Annotated in this window: 14 protein-coding genes; all 14 read right to left on the bottom strand. The window is 45.6% G+C overall.

The window, feature by feature from the left end:
- Window positions 1-95: 95 nt before the first annotated feature.
- Entirely contained in the window at window positions 96-917 is an 822-nt protein-coding gene (locus tag AC2Q9J_RS08335; RefSeq protein WP_499038905.1) for a TlyA family RNA methyltransferase, read from the bottom strand.
- Window positions 914-2,818 (bottom strand): 1-deoxy-D-xylulose-5-phosphate synthase, encoded by a 1,905-nt coding sequence (dxs, locus tag AC2Q9J_RS08330; protein ID WP_499038903.1) that lies wholly within the window; start codon window positions 2,816-2,818, stop codon window positions 914-916. Before dxs ends, AC2Q9J_RS08335 begins: the two co-directional genes overlap by 4 nt.
- A 92-nt stretch (window positions 2,819-2,910) precedes the next feature.
- Complete coding sequence (locus tag AC2Q9J_RS08325; protein ID WP_499038902.1) at window positions 2,911-3,789, bottom strand: polyprenyl synthetase family protein; 879 nt, start codon at window positions 3,787-3,789, stop codon at window positions 2,911-2,913.
- On the bottom strand, window positions 3,786-4,022 hold the full coding sequence (locus AC2Q9J_RS08320; RefSeq protein ID WP_499038900.1) for an exodeoxyribonuclease VII small subunit: 237 nt from the start codon (window positions 4,020-4,022) through the stop codon (window positions 3,786-3,788). Before AC2Q9J_RS08320 ends, AC2Q9J_RS08325 begins: the two co-directional genes overlap by 4 nt.
- Window positions 4,015-5,376 carry an exodeoxyribonuclease VII large subunit gene (xseA, locus tag AC2Q9J_RS08315; RefSeq protein WP_499038898.1) on the bottom strand — a complete coding sequence of 454 codons (1,362 nt, stop codon included), beginning with the start codon at window positions 5,374-5,376 and terminating at the stop codon, window positions 4,015-4,017. The genes AC2Q9J_RS08320 and xseA overlap by 8 nt, the downstream gene beginning before the upstream one ends.
- Window positions 5,377-5,460: 84 nt before the next feature.
- The gene (folD, locus tag AC2Q9J_RS08310) at window positions 5,461-6,321 is read right to left on the bottom strand and encodes a bifunctional methylenetetrahydrofolate dehydrogenase/methenyltetrahydrofolate cyclohydrolase FolD (RefSeq protein ID WP_499038896.1); all 861 of its coding nucleotides are present in this window, start codon (window positions 6,319-6,321) and stop codon (window positions 5,461-5,463) included.
- 15 nt (window positions 6,322-6,336) lie between these two features.
- Window positions 6,337-6,726, bottom strand: coding sequence for a transcription antitermination factor NusB (gene nusB / locus AC2Q9J_RS08305; protein WP_084246054.1), 390 nt, complete (start codon window positions 6,724-6,726; stop codon window positions 6,337-6,339).
- A 188-nt stretch (window positions 6,727-6,914) separates the two neighbouring features.
- Window positions 6,915-7,313, bottom strand: a complete 399-nt coding sequence (locus tag AC2Q9J_RS08300) for an Asp23/Gls24 family envelope stress response protein (protein ID WP_084246056.1) — start codon at window positions 7,311-7,313, stop codon at window positions 6,915-6,917.
- Between the two features lie 14 nt (window positions 7,314-7,327).
- A complete protein-coding gene (gene accC, locus AC2Q9J_RS08295) occupies window positions 7,328-8,677 on the bottom strand; it encodes an acetyl-CoA carboxylase biotin carboxylase subunit (protein ID WP_499039132.1) in 1,350 nt (449 codons plus the stop codon).
- Between the two features lie 24 nt (window positions 8,678-8,701).
- Window positions 8,702-9,220, bottom strand: a complete 519-nt coding sequence (accB, locus tag AC2Q9J_RS08290; RefSeq protein ID WP_499038894.1) for an acetyl-CoA carboxylase biotin carboxyl carrier protein — start codon at window positions 9,218-9,220, stop codon at window positions 8,702-8,704.
- Between the two features lie 151 nt (window positions 9,221-9,371).
- Window positions 9,372-9,932 (bottom strand): elongation factor P, encoded by a 561-nt coding sequence (efp, locus tag AC2Q9J_RS08285; RefSeq protein WP_499038892.1) that lies wholly within the window; start codon window positions 9,930-9,932, stop codon window positions 9,372-9,374.
- A gap of 16 nt (window positions 9,933-9,948) precedes the next feature.
- Window positions 9,949-11,010 (bottom strand): M24 family metallopeptidase, encoded by a 1,062-nt coding sequence (locus AC2Q9J_RS08280; RefSeq protein ID WP_499039130.1) that lies wholly within the window; start codon window positions 11,008-11,010, stop codon window positions 9,949-9,951.
- Window positions 11,011-11,012: 2 nt separating this feature from the next.
- Complete coding sequence (gene aroQ / locus AC2Q9J_RS08275) at window positions 11,013-11,453, bottom strand: type II 3-dehydroquinate dehydratase (protein WP_499038890.1); 441 nt, start codon at window positions 11,451-11,453, stop codon at window positions 11,013-11,015.
- 151 nt (window positions 11,454-11,604) lie between these two features.
- Entirely contained in the window at window positions 11,605-14,163 is a 2,559-nt protein-coding gene (locus AC2Q9J_RS08270) for a vitamin B12-dependent ribonucleotide reductase (RefSeq protein WP_499038888.1), read from the bottom strand.
- Between the last annotated feature and the right edge of the window lie 297 nt (window positions 14,164-14,460).

Raw genomic sequence — 14,460 nt, 5'->3', positions numbered from 1 at the left:
CCCCTGAATGAATAATTATTCTAATTCTTTTATATCGTAACCTTAAATCTTTCTAAAAACAAGAAAACACATGCCCGAAGGAATGTGTTTGCCTGTTAGAAATTATCATGGGCTGATTTGACAGTCTGATCAATCAGCTCTTCAGAAATGGAAGAGATTTCTTCCCCCTCAAAAGCGGATTGCAGATGAAAAAGGAATTCAATATTGCCCTCTCCCCCTGTAATGGGCGAATATGACATATTCCGAATGTGAAATCCGGCTTCCGATGAGAACCCGCCGACTTTCATCAGCACATCCTTATGGATTTTGGGATCGCGGACAATGCCTTTTTTTCCGACATTTTCCCTACCGGCTTCGAATTGGGGTTTGACAAGAGCTATCACATCGCCACCCGGCACCAGTATCGTTTTCAATACCGGCAGGATGATTTTAAGCGAAATAAACGAGACGTCAATACTGGTGAATTCAGGCAGTCCTGCTGTGAAATCTTCAGCTTTGGAATGGCGGAAATTCGTGCGTTCCATAACTGTCACGCGGTCGTCCTGCCTGATTTTCCAGGCAAGCTGATTATAGCCGACATCAAGCGCGTAACAATGAGCAGCGCCATTCTGCAAAGCGCAATCCGTAAACCCGCCGGTCGAAGAACCGATATCAAGCATCAGTTTGCCTTCAACAGAAAGATCGAACTCAGCCAATGCTTTTTCAAGCTTCAGACCGCCACGGCTTACATACTTCAAATCGTTGCCCTTCATTTGCAAAGGAGCATCCGAAAAGATCTTTTCTCCGGGTTTATTCAGCCGTTCAGAACCGGAATAGATAATTCCGGCCATGATGGCCCGTTTGGCTTTCTCACGTGTTTCACATATTCCCCTTTCTACAAGGAGAACATCCACACGCTCTTTTTTTATTTTATTCATAGGGCCTTAAAGCCTGCCTGTGATTTTTCAGGAATCAGATTTTGAATAGTGCTCACGACTTGATCGCTGTTCATATGGATTTCATCCATCAATTCGGCAACATCGCCGTGTTCGATGAATTGATCCGGAATTCCCATACGGTCGATTGTGGCGTCATGATAGTTGTTATCATGGGCAAACTCTAGAACTGCGCTGCCGAAACCGCCCTGCAGGATTGCTTCTTCAATAGTCATCACTGGAATATTGCGTTTGAAGATGGAGTGAAGCATTTCTTCATCCATCGGTTTAATGAACCGTGCATTGACAACTTCAGCATTGACGCCTTTTTCAGCAAGTTTTTCTGCAGCATCCATCGCCATCGGTATCGTCGTGCCGAAAGTCAGGATAACGGCATCTGTGCCTTTTTTCAACACTTCCCAGCTGCCGATCGGCAATGCCTGCAGCTCCTCATCCATCTCTACACCTAGCCCGTTGCCCCGCGGATAACGCAATGCAATCGGACCTCCGTTATAGTCGATAGCGGTTTTAACCATATGCTGCCCTTCGTTTTCATCTTTAGGCATCATGACAACCATATTCGGCAAGTTACGGAGGAATGCGACATCAAATACACCCTGATGCGTTTCACCGTCTGCCCCAACCAAACCGGAGCGGTCGATGCCGATGAACACATTCAGATTCTGGCGGCAAATATCATGTACGACCTGGTCATAGGCACGTTGAAGGAATGTCGAATAGATTGCAAGGAAAGGTTTCATGTCCTGTGTAGCAAGTCCAGCGGACATAGTAGTGGCATGCTGTTCAGCAATTCCTACATCGTAGAAACGATTCGGAAATTCGGAAGCAAAGCCCTCAAGCTTGGAACCTACAGGCATCGCAGGCGTAATTGCCACAATACGTTCATCTGTGCGAGCCAGCTTGCGGACAGTCTCAGCGATCAAACCGCTCCATGACGGTGCTTTCGATGATGATTTTACGAGATCTCCTGTATCGATCTTATAAGGGCCAGTTCCGTGCCATGTACCGATTTTATCCTGTTCTGCAGGCAAGAAGCCTTTACCTTTTTTCGTAACGACATGCAATAGTACAGGTCCGCCGACTTTTTTCGCATATTGGAGATTGTCTTCCAATTCTTCCAGATCATGGCCGTCAATTGGTCCAAGGTAAGTGAATCCAAGCTCCTCAAAGAACATGCCAGACACCAGAAGATATTTAAGGCTGTCTTTTACACGTTCTGCAGTAGTGGCAAGTTTGCCGCCGACAGCAGGCACTTTTTTAAGAAGATACTCAAGATCATCTTTGACTTTATTGTATTTTCCGGCAGTGCGCATCCGGCCAAGCACAGAATGCAATGCCCCAACGTTCGGTGCAATTGACATTTCGTTGTCATTTAAGATAACAACCATATCCGTGTTGGCGTGGCCGATATGGTTCAGTGCTTCTAAGGCCATACCACCTGTAAGTGCGCCATCGCCGATAATCGGAATGACATGATTTTTTGCCCCTTTGATATCGCGGGCAGCAGCCATCCCCATCGCGGCGGATAAAGAAGTTGAACTATGGCCCGTTTCCCAGACATCATGGTCGCTTTCATTGCGTTTAGGGAAACCGCATAGTCCTTTGAACTGGCGCAAAGTATCAAATTGCGAAGCTCTTCCGGTAAGGATCTTATGGACGTAGGACTGGTGTCCAACATCCCAGATCAATTTGTCGGATGGGCTGTCAAAAACGCGGTGAAGCGCTATTGTCAATTCGACAACACCCAGATTGGGACCGATATGGCCACCGGTTTTCGATAAATTCTCTATTAAAAATCGTCTGATATCTTCTTTTAATACAACGAGCTGATCATTGTCCAGCTGTTTTAAGAAAGATGGACTAGTAATCGTATGAAGATCCATTCCATCACACACCTTTTTAAAAATTTTTCCGTCTTTATTTCTCTCTACATTATATCAATTGTCAGCGAATGTACAAACGGGAGCAACTATTGTCAGTTTTTTCTTTTGACAATCATCTCGGTCAATTCTTTCAATAACGCCATTTCCCCATTCAGGCCGTCGATTGAAGCCAATGCTTCCGAAGCATGATAATCCAATTTTTCTTTTGCTCTCGGCAAAGTCAAAATACCCGGATATGTGCTTTTTTCACTGTTTTCGTCTTTCCCTGCAGTCTTGCCGAGTTCTTCCGAAGTTCCCGTCACATCCAGAATATCGTCCTGAATTTGGAAAGCAAGTCCCAAATGTTCTCCAAAACGGGTTAAAGACATGATGCTTTCCGGTTTCGCCTGCGAAAGAATCGCACCGGCAAGTATACTGAAAGTCAGCAGCGCACCTGTTTTCAAGCGATGCACTTGCTCAAGTTCCTGTAATTCCAATTTCTTTTCTTCGCCTTCAATATCAAGGATCTGGCCGCCGACCATGCCTTCCGCACCGGCTGACACACTCATAAGATCGATCAATTGCACTTTATCAGCGCTCGTGACATTTTCTAAGCGCGCGATTAAACCAAAGCTGTAAGTAAGTAGAGCGTCACCCGCCAGGATGGCGACTGCCTCCCCATAAACTTTATGGTTTGTCGGCATGCCTCTTCTCAAATCGTCGTCATCCATACTTGGCAAATCGTCATGGATCAATGAATAGGTATGGATCATTTCAATTGCAGCCGCAACCTTCAGAGCATCGGGATGGTTATGGCCAAGTTCATGCATGACAGCAAGCAGAAGTATCGGACGAATGCGCTTGCCGCCTGCCTGCAAGGAATAATTCATGGATTCCTTTAGTGAAGAAGGTATTGACAATGAAGAAATCTGATTCAGCAACTCCTGCTGGATTAACGGCTCGTAATAGCTGCGAAATTCATTTAACTTCATTTTTCAATTCCGTCCTTTCCGATGTCGACAGGTGTTTCCTTGCCGTCTTTCATCATCGTCACTAATTGTTCTTCCGCATTCTGCAGTTTATCATGGCACACTTTGGATAGTTCCATGCCTTTTTGATATAACGTTAATGCTTCTTCAAGAGGCACATCCCCCTGCTCGAGCTGGCGGACGATTTCCTCCAATTGCTGCATTGCATCATTGAACATGATTTTCTTTTCAGCCATCAGTATGCTCCCCTTTTGTAGTTGGAATGGTTTTTGTGACCGTTGTTTCAACAGTACCGTCCTGCATGGTCACTTTAAGTTGGTCTCCGGCTTCTACCTGGTGGATGCTTTTCACTACATCGCCGTCTTTATAGGGGATGGTGTAGCCCCGCTCCATGAGTTTTAAAGGACTCAAAGCATCAAGTGTCCGTATAACCGAACTTAATTTTAATTTATCTGTATTAATGGATTGGACTGCAGATTGCTCCAGCCGCTTTTGCAATTGGCTGATATCCGCTTTAGATTGCCGAATTCGCTGTGTCGGGATCCTATTGGCCAGTTGACGGTCGAGGGTCATATACCTCTCCCGCGAACGGTTAAGGTGCTGGAAAACTTCCCGTTGTAGTGAATCGGTCGCGCGTTCCACTCTTTCGATGAATGGACGATATAAGCGGTCGGGATATGCGAAAGGCATCGAAGTCGTCAGCTTTCTTAAAGCTGTCTTTTCCCTTTCGAGCAGATTCGTAATGACACGGTACATGCCGCTCTGCTGGTTTATCATCCTGTCCAGCAGTTCCGTTCGGCTCGGCACCGCGAGTTCAGCAGCGGCTGTCGGTGTGGCAGCGCGAAGGTCTGCCACAAAATCCGCGATCGTTGTGTCGGTCTCGTGGCCTACAGCGGAGATGATCGGAATCTGTGATTCAAAAATGGCCCTGGCGACCGCTTCTTCATTGAAAGCCCACAGATCTTCAATGGATCCGCCGCCCCGGCCGACAATCATGACGTCAAAATCCGATTTATTGGCTGCCTGTATCGATTGGACAATGGATCTTGTCGCCTGCTCCCCTTGTACAAGTGTGGGAAATATCGTGACCTTGGCCAGTGGATAGCGCCGGTTCAATGTGATGATGATATCTCTGACAGCTGCTCCGGTAGGGGCGGTGACTACTGCGATTTTATCAGGAAATCTCGGTAATTGCTTTTTATGGGAGGGGTTAAAAAAACCTTCTTCATGAAGCTTCTTCTTCAATTGCTCGAACGCCAGATAATAATCTCCAATGCCATCCGGCTGCATTGATTGGGCATATAATTGATACTGGCCTGAAGCTTCGTATACTGAAACATCACCGCGTATCAGTACAGTCATGCCGCTCTCAGGTTTGAATTTCACAGAACGGGCATTCGCGGCAAACATCACCGCAGGGAGGCGCGCGGAACTGTCTTTCAAGGTGAAATAAATATGGCCGCTCGTATGGATCTTCACATTCGACAGCTCCCCTTTTACGTAAACATCCCGTAAATGAGGGTCTGCATCAAACTTCTTTTTTATGTATTTCGTTAACGCTTTTACACTTAAGTATGGGTCGGACGTCAAGTTTTCAGCCCCTATCTTCCATATTAAAAAGCTGTCTTTCTTTCGAAAAACAGCTTTGTTTCTTATTATTTTACATGCTCAAGCTCATTTTGTCTCCGCTAATCCTCTTTCAGCCGACAGGAGTGTATTTTCCATCAGCATAGCGATGGTCATAGGACCGACACCGCCTGGCACGGGTGTAACATAAGAAGCAGTTTCAAGGACGTCGTCAAAATTCACGTCGCCGCATAACTTGCCGTTTTCATCCCGGTTCATGCCGACATCGATGACTACAGCTCCAGGTTTTATATAATCTTTGCTGAGAAACTTCGCCCGTCCGACTGCAGATACAAGAATATCCGCAGTTCGGGTATAAGCTACCAAATCAACAGTTCTGGAATGGCAATATGTCACTGTAGCGTCCTTTTGCAATAGAAGCTGCCCCGCCGGCTTTCCGACGATATTGCTTCTGCCGATGACTACCGCATGCTTGCCTGCCGGATCGATTTGATATTCTTCCAGCAGTTTCATGATGCCGTGTGGCGTACATGGCAAAAAAGCGTCCCTGCCAATCATCATATTTCCGACTGACACAGGATGGAATCCGTCGACATCTTTTTCCGGATTGATCGCCAGTATCACTTTAAATTCATCGATATGTCCCGGAAGCGGCAATTGTACGAGTATGCCATGAATTTCAGGGTCATTGTTCAAGTTGTGGATCACTGCCAGTAATTCGTCTTCACCTAAAGTCTCCGGGAACTGCAATAAATCAGAACGCATGCCAAGTGCTTCGCATGTCCTCTTTTTATTTTTTACATATGTATGGGACGCCGGGTTGTCACCGATCAGGACGACCGCTAATCCCGGTATGATTCCTTTTGATGCTAATTGTTCCACGCGAAGTGCTATTTCGTTTTTGATTTTCTGGCTGGTTGCTTTTCCATCGATTAAAGTGGCTGACAAGTGAATCCCCCCAAATTAATTTTCTAGTTCGTCTGTAAATTTAGATAGAACCCCATTGACGAAGCGGCTCGATTTTTCATCACCGAACGTTTTACTGAGTTCAATCGCTTCATTCATGATGACACGGGATGGCGCATCTTCCATATATGTCAGTTCGAAGACAGCCATACGCAGGATCGTGCGTTCAATTTTCGGCAATCTCTCCAACGACCAATTTTCCAAATGTCCTTTTAATTTTTCGTCGATGTCAGCCATATTCGTATATGTACCTTCGACAAGGAGTGTGTAGAAATTATCGTTCTCTCCATCCATTACATGGTCGATCGCTTCCACCATCGTCAGTTCGGTGCCCTCCAATTGAAATAAAGTCTGGAGTGCTTTTTCACGTGCTTCATGTCGTTTCATAATAAACCCGGTCTCCTTTTCACTGCTAATTACCCCTCATTATACAGATAATCCACCGGAACTTCCATGTTTGAAATGTTCGGAAAATAAGAGCATGTGGTGACAGCTGAATTCCCATGCTATTAAGAGCTGTCTGCAAATAAAAAAGCCGCCCGTCACCATCTGGTGTCCGGGCAGGCTCTTCCTTATCAGTCGATATTTTGCTGAGACTCGAACTGGATGCCGGTAATATGGACATTCACTTCCTGCGTCTGCAGAGACGTCATGTTTTCGAGTGTCTGGCGAACCTGTTCCTGAATCTTTTGCGCAGTTTGAGGAATTGATACTCCATAATTGATGACGCAATAGACATCAATCATCAAACCGTCAGCCGCAAGCTCGGTCTTTACACCTTTGCCATGCACTTTTTTACCAAGACGCTCGACAACGCCTGACGCAAAATTCCCGCGCATGCTGGCAACCCCTTCAATATCCGAAGCCGCGATGCTCGCGATGATTTCAAGAACTTCAGGAGCCACTTCAATATTTCCAAGATCCTGCTTGTTTGTCGGTTTCATTTTTACATATGGAATCGTTTTTTCTGCCATTGTGACATTCCTCCCTAGGAATTCAATACATCGTATTTCTCAAGGAATTTCGTGTTGAAATCACCAGATTTGAAGACTTCGTGATCCATCAATTTCAAATGGAACGGGATTGTCGTGAATACACCTTCGATGACAAACTCACCAAGTGCGCGTTTCATTTTGGCAACCGCCTCTTCACGTGTATCAGCGTATGTGATCAATTTAGCGACCATGGAATCATAATACGGCGGAATGCTGTAGCCGGAATACATCGCAGAATCGATGCGGACACCGAGGCCGCCTGGCGGAAGATACATATCCACGCGTCCCGCAGAAGGCATGAAATTCTTCGCTGGATTCTCAGCATTGATACGGCATTCAATCGACCAGCCTTTGAAAGTGATATCTTCCTGTCCGAAACTCAATGTTTCACCGGAAGCCACCCGCAATTGCTGTTGGATAAGATCCACACCGGTAATCATTTCCGTCACAGGATGCTCCACCTGGATACGCGTGTTCATTTCCATGAAATAGAATTTTTGGTTTACAGCATCAAAGATGAATTCCACTGTACCTGCTCCGCGATAGTCCACTGCAAGAGCAGCTTTGACTGCGGCTTCGCCCATTTCAGCACGAAGTTCAGGCGATAATGCGGGTGATGGAGCTTCCTCCACCAATTTTTGCATGCGGCGCTGAATCGAACAGTCACGCTCTCCCAGATGGACAGCGTTGCCATGTGAATCAGCCAGGACTTGAATTTCGATATGACGGAAATCTTCGATGAACTTTTCAATATATACGCCAGGATTGCCGAATGCGGCAGCCGCTTCTTTCTGGGTCATCCGAAGGCCGGTGATGAAATCTTCGCGGCTTCTTGCCACGCGGATCCCTTTTCCTCCGCCGCCGGCAGTCGCTTTGATGATGACAGGAAAGCCGATTTTTTCAGCGATTTCAAGGCCATCTTCTTCACTTGCGACGATTCCCGTAGATCCGGGAACAACCGGAACTCCCGCTTTCCGCATAGTTTCACGGGCAACATCCTTGGTACCCATTTTTGAGATCGCATCCGACGTTGGCCCGATGAACATAATATCGCATTCTTCACATAGCTCAGCGAAGCTGGCATTTTCCGCTAAAAATCCGTAACCGGGATGAATCCCGTCACAGTTCGTCAGTTTCGCAACACTGATGATATTGGAAAAGTTCAAATAGCTGTCTTTTGATAATTTGGGGCCGATGCAATATGCTTCGTCAGCTAATTCAACGTGCAATGCCTCTTTATCCGCTTCTGAATAGACAGCGACAGTTGCGATATCCATTTCTTTGCATGCGCGGATAATCCGGACTGCGATTTCACCGCGATTGGCTATTAATACTTTTTTCATCGTCATTGGTCAGATCCCCTTTCCTCAGTTTGTTTTAACGAGGAATAAAGGCTGGCCATATTCGACGAGTTGTCCGTCTTTAACAAGAATTTCAGCAATTTCCCCATCCACTTCCGCTTCAATTTCATTGAAGAGTTTCATGGCTTCTACGATGCATACTACCTGTTCAGCGGAAACTTTCGCACCAACCTGTACATAAGCTGGTTCGTCCGGTGAAGGTGATTGATAGAATGTCCCCACCATTGGCGACAGGATTTTGTGCGTATTGGCATCAGACGCTTCAGTTGAAGCTGATTGTTCCGCTTTTTCATTATTAGCTGGCGCTTCAGAAACCGCCGGTGCGGCTGGCGCTTCTTGGGCTACAGGTGCTTGAGGAGCCTGTGGTGCTGCAGGAGCTGATTGTGCTGACGCCGCTGAATTATCAGCTGACACTCCGCCATTTTTCTTCAGCTTGATTTTTGTGCCTTCTGTTTCATATGTGAATTCGTTGATGGACGAACCATCGACCAACTTTATGATTTCGCGGATTTCTTGAATTTTCAAATTACCCAACTCCCCTTATGTACAAAATTTTATTGAATGACTAAATGATTTACTGCCTTTTTTATAGAAACGGCCCCCGGCAAAGGAGGCCACTATATCATACTGAACAACTTTATGAGTTTCAGAGCTTAACGGGTGCCGTCGCTTTTCTTTATTGTGCGCGTGAAACGTAAGACGAATCAGTCGTGTTGATGATCAATTGATCGCCTTCGTTGACGAAGAATGGCACCTGAACAGTCAATCCTGTAGAGAGACGTGCAGGTTTCGTCCCGCCGCTTGCCGTATCTCCCTTGATCCCCGGATCTGTTTCGGCAACTTCAAGGACAACGGTATTCGGCAATTCAACACCCAGAACTTCACCATGGAATTGAATAACTTGAACTTCCATATTTTCCTGAAGGAATTTCAATTCATATTCAATGCTTTTTTCCGGCAGTTCAATCTGATCATAAGTTTCAGTGTCCATGAACGCATGAACATCACCGTTTGCATACAAATATTGCATCTTTTTGTTGTCGATTTGTGCTTTGGCAACTTTTTCACCAGCGCGGAAAGTCTTTTCTGTCACACTTCCAGAGCGAAGATTACGCAATTTTGAACGGACGAATGCCGCCCCTTTACCTGGTTTCACGTGCTGGAATTCCATTACGCGCCAAATGCCGCCGTCTACTTCAATTGTTACACCTGTTTTAAAATCATTTACAGAAATCATTTAATTTCCTCCGTTTTTATAAAATGCGAAGCTCTTTTGAAGACTTGGTCAGTCTTTCGTTTCCGGACTCGGTAATCAGTATATCATCTTCAATGCGCACTCCGCCAATACCCGGCAAATAAATTCCCGGCTCAACCGTCACTGCCATACCTGGTTCAAGCACTGTTTGCGACTTGAATGAAAGAGCTGGCCCCTCATGGACTTCAAGGCCGATGCCATGCCCAGTGGAATGCCCGAATGCATCGCCATATCCTTTTGACTTAATATAATCTCGGCCGATTGCGTCAGCGTCGAATCCAGTCATTCCAGGCCCGATTTTTTCAACGCCCATTTCTTGCGCGTCCAGAACAACCTGATAAATTTCTTTCAGCTTTTCTAATGGTTCCCCGACAGACACAGTCCGCGTGATATCAGAAATATAGCCTTTATACAAAGCGCCGAAATCCATTGTGACGAAATCGCCGGATTCGATTACTTTCTCCGATGCGACACCATGCGGCAATGCCGAACGGTAGCCCGAAGCGACGATGATGTCAAAGGAAGATGACGTCGCTCCCTGCTTGCGCATGAAGAATTCCAATTCGTTTGAAACTTCAAGCTCGGTCATGCCCGGTTTGATGAAAGTACAGATGTATTCAAATGTATCATCCGCAATTTTAGCTGCAGCTTTCAGGATTTCCACTTCTTCGGGTGTTTTGATCATCCGTATTTTTTCAACTATGCCGCTTACGGGTTTTAATTCCGCATCCATTTTTTCACCGTATTGTTCAAAAGATGAATATGTAACGAAGTCTTTTTCAAAACTAAGTGTTTCCACGCCTAATTTTTTCACTTGTTCAGCTGCTTCTTCCAGCAGATTCGTTTTTGCCTGGATTATTTCAAAATCCTTTATTTGGTCCGCTGCCTGTTCGGTATAGCGGAAATCCGTGATGAAAAGCGCTTGTTCTTTTGTAACTATCGCCAATCCTGAAGAACCGGTGAATTCTGTAATGTAGCGAAGATTGTATTCGCTCGTGATCAGGAAAGCTTCAATTTCATTTTGGTCCATTTCGTTCCGAAGTTTTTGCAGTTTCAAAATAGTCATCCTCTCTGATTTCGTAAAAGCAAGGCATGCAGACCAAGGAAATAGACATCTTTCCCGAATCCAGTGATCTGCCCTTCCACTACCGGTGCCAAATAGGAATGGTGGCGGAATTCTTCCCGTTTGTGAACATTTGAAATATGTACTTCTATAACGGGTACTTGAATGGAAGCGATGGCATCGCGAATAGCAATGCTGGTATGTGTATAAGCCCCTGCATTCAGAACAATGCCGTCAAGATTCTGGCGTTCCGCCTGCTGGAGCCAATCGATGATTTCACCCTCATGATTGGACTGGCTGCAGGTCAATTCAATGCCGTTGGCGAATGCGAATTGTTCCAGCTCATCTTCCAATTCAGCAAGTGTAAATGTGCCGTAAGCATCCGGTTCCCTTTTACCCAGCCGGTTCAAATTGGGCCCATTCAAAACTAAAGCGCGCATCTTCTTCACTCCCCGTCAGTAACTTCTTCATTATTTTATCATACGAGTGGAATCGAGCAACTATAAGCGGGAAATTGAACGTTCGTGTAACCCAAGATTTATCTCCATATAAAAAAGCGGAAGCCGAGGCTTCCGCTTTCAAGTCTTTAATTTACAGTCCGCATTTCAATTGCGCGGCGCAATTCGTGCATGTGTTGCAGCCGCCCATTTCTTCGACTGTCCCTTTACGGCAGACTGGACAAGTATCGCCCACTTCTGAACCGATCGTGACATTTGTTGAGCGAAGATCCTGGATGGTGTCGATCAAAACAATCGGACGTTTAGTCTGTACTTCTTCCGGCGCTTCATCTTCAAATGTATTTTCTTCGGCTTTCAAAGTCAGCACCTGAGAATCACGGCTTCCGTCAACGTAGACCGTTCCGCCTTTAGCGCCGCCTTTGTAAAGACGTTCGTAGACGCCTTCCACTTGTTCGACAGTATATCCACGCGGTGCGTTGACTGTCTTCGAAATGGAGGAATCGATCCAGCGCTGGATGATGCACTGCACATCAGCGTGGGCTTCCGGCGCCAAATCCATTGATGTGACAAATGCTTTCGGCAAGTTTTCTTCATCAGCTTCCGGGTTGTTCTTCAAATATTCACGGACGATATCCGCTTTCACTTCGATGAATTTGCCAAGGCGTCCACTGCGGTAGTATGTGAATGAATAATATGGCTCAAGCCCTGTGGAGACGCCTACCATTGTTCCAGTGGAACCTGTAGGTGCAACTGTCAGCAAATGAGAGTTGCGGATGCCGTTGGCCAGAATGCCTTCACGGATTTCTTCCGGCATGCCCTGCATAAATCCTGTTTCAGTAAACGCTTTGCGAAGAGCGGCAGTCTGTTCTTCTGTTTCCCCTTCAAGGAATGGGAAGCTTCCGCGTTCTGCAGCCAGCTCAGTCGAAACTTCATAGGCGGCAACCGCGATTGTTTTAAAAATCTGGTCAACGAGGTCATTGCCTTCAGGTGAACCATATTCTTTGTCGCAGTAGATCAATAGATCGGCAAGACCCATGACTCCTAATCCCACGCGGCGTTCGCCGAGTGCCTGGATGCGGTTCTCTTCCAGGAAATAAGGAGTTGCATCGATAACATTGTCCTGCATGCGGACACCGACACGCACTGTTTCTTTCAGCGATTCAAAATCAACTTCTTTTGTTTTTGGATCGGCGAATTGCGCAAGGTTAACGGCAGCCAGGTTACATACTGAATAGGGTGCCAGTGGCTGTTCGCCGCAAGGGTTGGTAGCTACGACTTTTTGGCCGTATGCTTTGGCATTCGTTTTTTCATTTGCATTGTCGATGAAGAAAATGCCTGGTTCTGCAGAATACGTTGCACAGACATTGATGAGATTCCATAGGTCACGTGCTTTCATCGTACGGTATGTGCGTACTTTATGGCCCATCCGTTCCCACTCGCGGACATCTCCGACTTCCTGCCATTGTTCATTATAGATAGCCATTTCTTCTTTGGAATAAGATTCTACAGCCGGGAACCGCAAATCGAAATCCTCGTCATTTTCAACAGCGGTCATAAAGTCGCTGGTCAACGTAACAGAAATATTAGCGCCTGTCAGGAATTCTTCGTTGTGAACGGAATAAGTTCCGCCGTCACGCAGCTTCGTTTCAGCATCACGCATGATTTTCTCATTGAAACCGCCCATGCCAGGAATTGCACGGTAATTAAGAACACCCTGGTACATTGCTTCTTCCTGTTCAGTCAATGGTTTGAACTTCAATTTATCTTTAGCCAATTTCTTAATTGTTTCATCTTCAGTATTTTCAATCAGGTATCTAAGGATGCGCGGATTCTGCATTTTCGAGATGATGAATTCCGCAATGTCCGGATGCCAGTCGGCGAGCATGATCATTTGCGCCCCGCGTCGTGAACCGCCTTGTTCAACCAAGTGAGTAAGTTTTGCAATATCATCCAGCCATGATACGGATCCGGATGATTTGCCGTTAACACCACGTGCCAAAGTGTTACGCGGGCGCAAAGTCGATCCATTTGTACCGACTCCCCCGCCGCGGCTCATGATTTCCATCACTTGTTTACGGTGATCGGAAATGCCTTCACGTGAATCTGCAACAAACGGCATTACATAACAATTAAAATAAGTGACATCTGTATCTGCGCCTGCTCCATAAAGGACGCGTCCTGCAGGTATAAACTTCAGACCGACGAGCTGCTCATAGAATTTATCAAACCATTCCTTGCGTTTTTCTTCTGTCTTTTCTACAGAAGCAAGACCCGCTGCGTTGCGCTTAGCAATCTGTTCATAATAAACTTCCAGGGGTTTTTCGATAACGTCAAGCGATCTGACAACAATGCCGTTTTCAAGATCATCCTGGTTATCGATTGCGCTGCGGTAATCTTCTTCAATCCAAACTTCCGCTTGATTCGACGCCCGATTAACCGATACGATAAATCCTAATCCGCGAGCTGGGAATTTCGGATCTTCTTTGACTGTAAGAACAACAAAATCTCCAGCTTTTAAAGTTTTCTTTTCTGTATCCTTAAAAGAATAACGGTCGATCATGACTAACCTCGATACACCTTTGTGTGTTGTCGACATGTCCGGCGTTATCGGATAGACTTGCGGAAACTGCTCGATATCCTTATTCAGAGCATCGGGATTTAACGTAAAAACAGAATTAGTTGCAGAAACCATTTGACAATTCCTCCTTTATATTATAAGAGCAAACACTATATATAGTATTAATACTGTTCCCATGATACTAGATATTGAAACCCGATTCCATAACAAAATTTTGATTCCCATTTTCTTTTCCTCAAAAACATCACTGTGCCAGGCTTTTCAAGAAACCTCAATTATAAAATGAGTCGAAAGTGATATTTTTTGCACCAATTTGCATTTATGTAATTATTGTCGAATCTCTTCGTGCAACCTCTTGCTGTGTCTGCTTTTTACCTTAAACAAGATAATATATCTAAATATTGAATCCTT

This window comes from Planococcus sp. RAB007_Raresut (genome assembly GCF_057369535.1).
Note: the sequence above shows the minus strand (reverse complement) of the source record. Positions and strands in the feature narration are given on the sequence as shown.

What these genes read in the sequence shown, in the direction of transcription:
- AC2Q9J_RS08335 (WP_499038905.1), bottom strand. Translation starts at nt 917, where the DNA reads ATGAATAAAATAAAAAAAGAGCGTGTGGATGTTCTCCTTGTAGAAAGG.
- dxs (WP_499038903.1), bottom strand. Translation starts at nt 2,818, where the DNA reads ATGGATCTTCATACGATTACTAGTCCATCTTTCTTAAAACAGCTGGAC.
- AC2Q9J_RS08325 (WP_499038902.1), bottom strand. Translation starts at nt 3,789, where the DNA reads ATGAAGTTAAATGAATTTCGCAGCTATTACGAGCCGTTAATCCAGCAG.
- AC2Q9J_RS08320 (WP_499038900.1), bottom strand. Translation starts at nt 4,022, where the DNA reads ATGGCTGAAAAGAAAATCATGTTCAATGATGCAATGCAGCAATTGGAG.
- nusB (WP_084246054.1), bottom strand. Translation starts at nt 6,726, where the DNA reads ATGAAACGACATGAAGCACGTGAAAAAGCACTCCAGACTTTATTTCAA.
- AC2Q9J_RS08300 (WP_084246056.1), bottom strand. Translation starts at nt 7,313, where the DNA reads ATGGCAGAAAAAACGATTCCATATGTAAAAATGAAACCGACAAACAAG.
- accC (WP_499039132.1), bottom strand. Translation starts at nt 8,677, where the DNA reads ATGAAAAAAGTATTAATAGCCAATCGCGGTGAAATCGCAGTCCGGATT.
- efp (WP_499038892.1), bottom strand. Translation starts at nt 9,932, where the DNA reads ATGATTTCTGTAAATGATTTTAAAACAGGTGTAACAATTGAAGTAGAC.
- aroQ (WP_499038890.1), bottom strand. Translation starts at nt 11,453, where the DNA reads ATGCGCGCTTTAGTTTTGAATGGGCCCAATTTGAACCGGCTGGGTAAA.
- AC2Q9J_RS08270 (WP_499038888.1), bottom strand. Translation starts at nt 14,163, where the DNA reads ATGGTTTCTGCAACTAATTCTGTTTTTACGTTAAATCCCGATGCTCTG.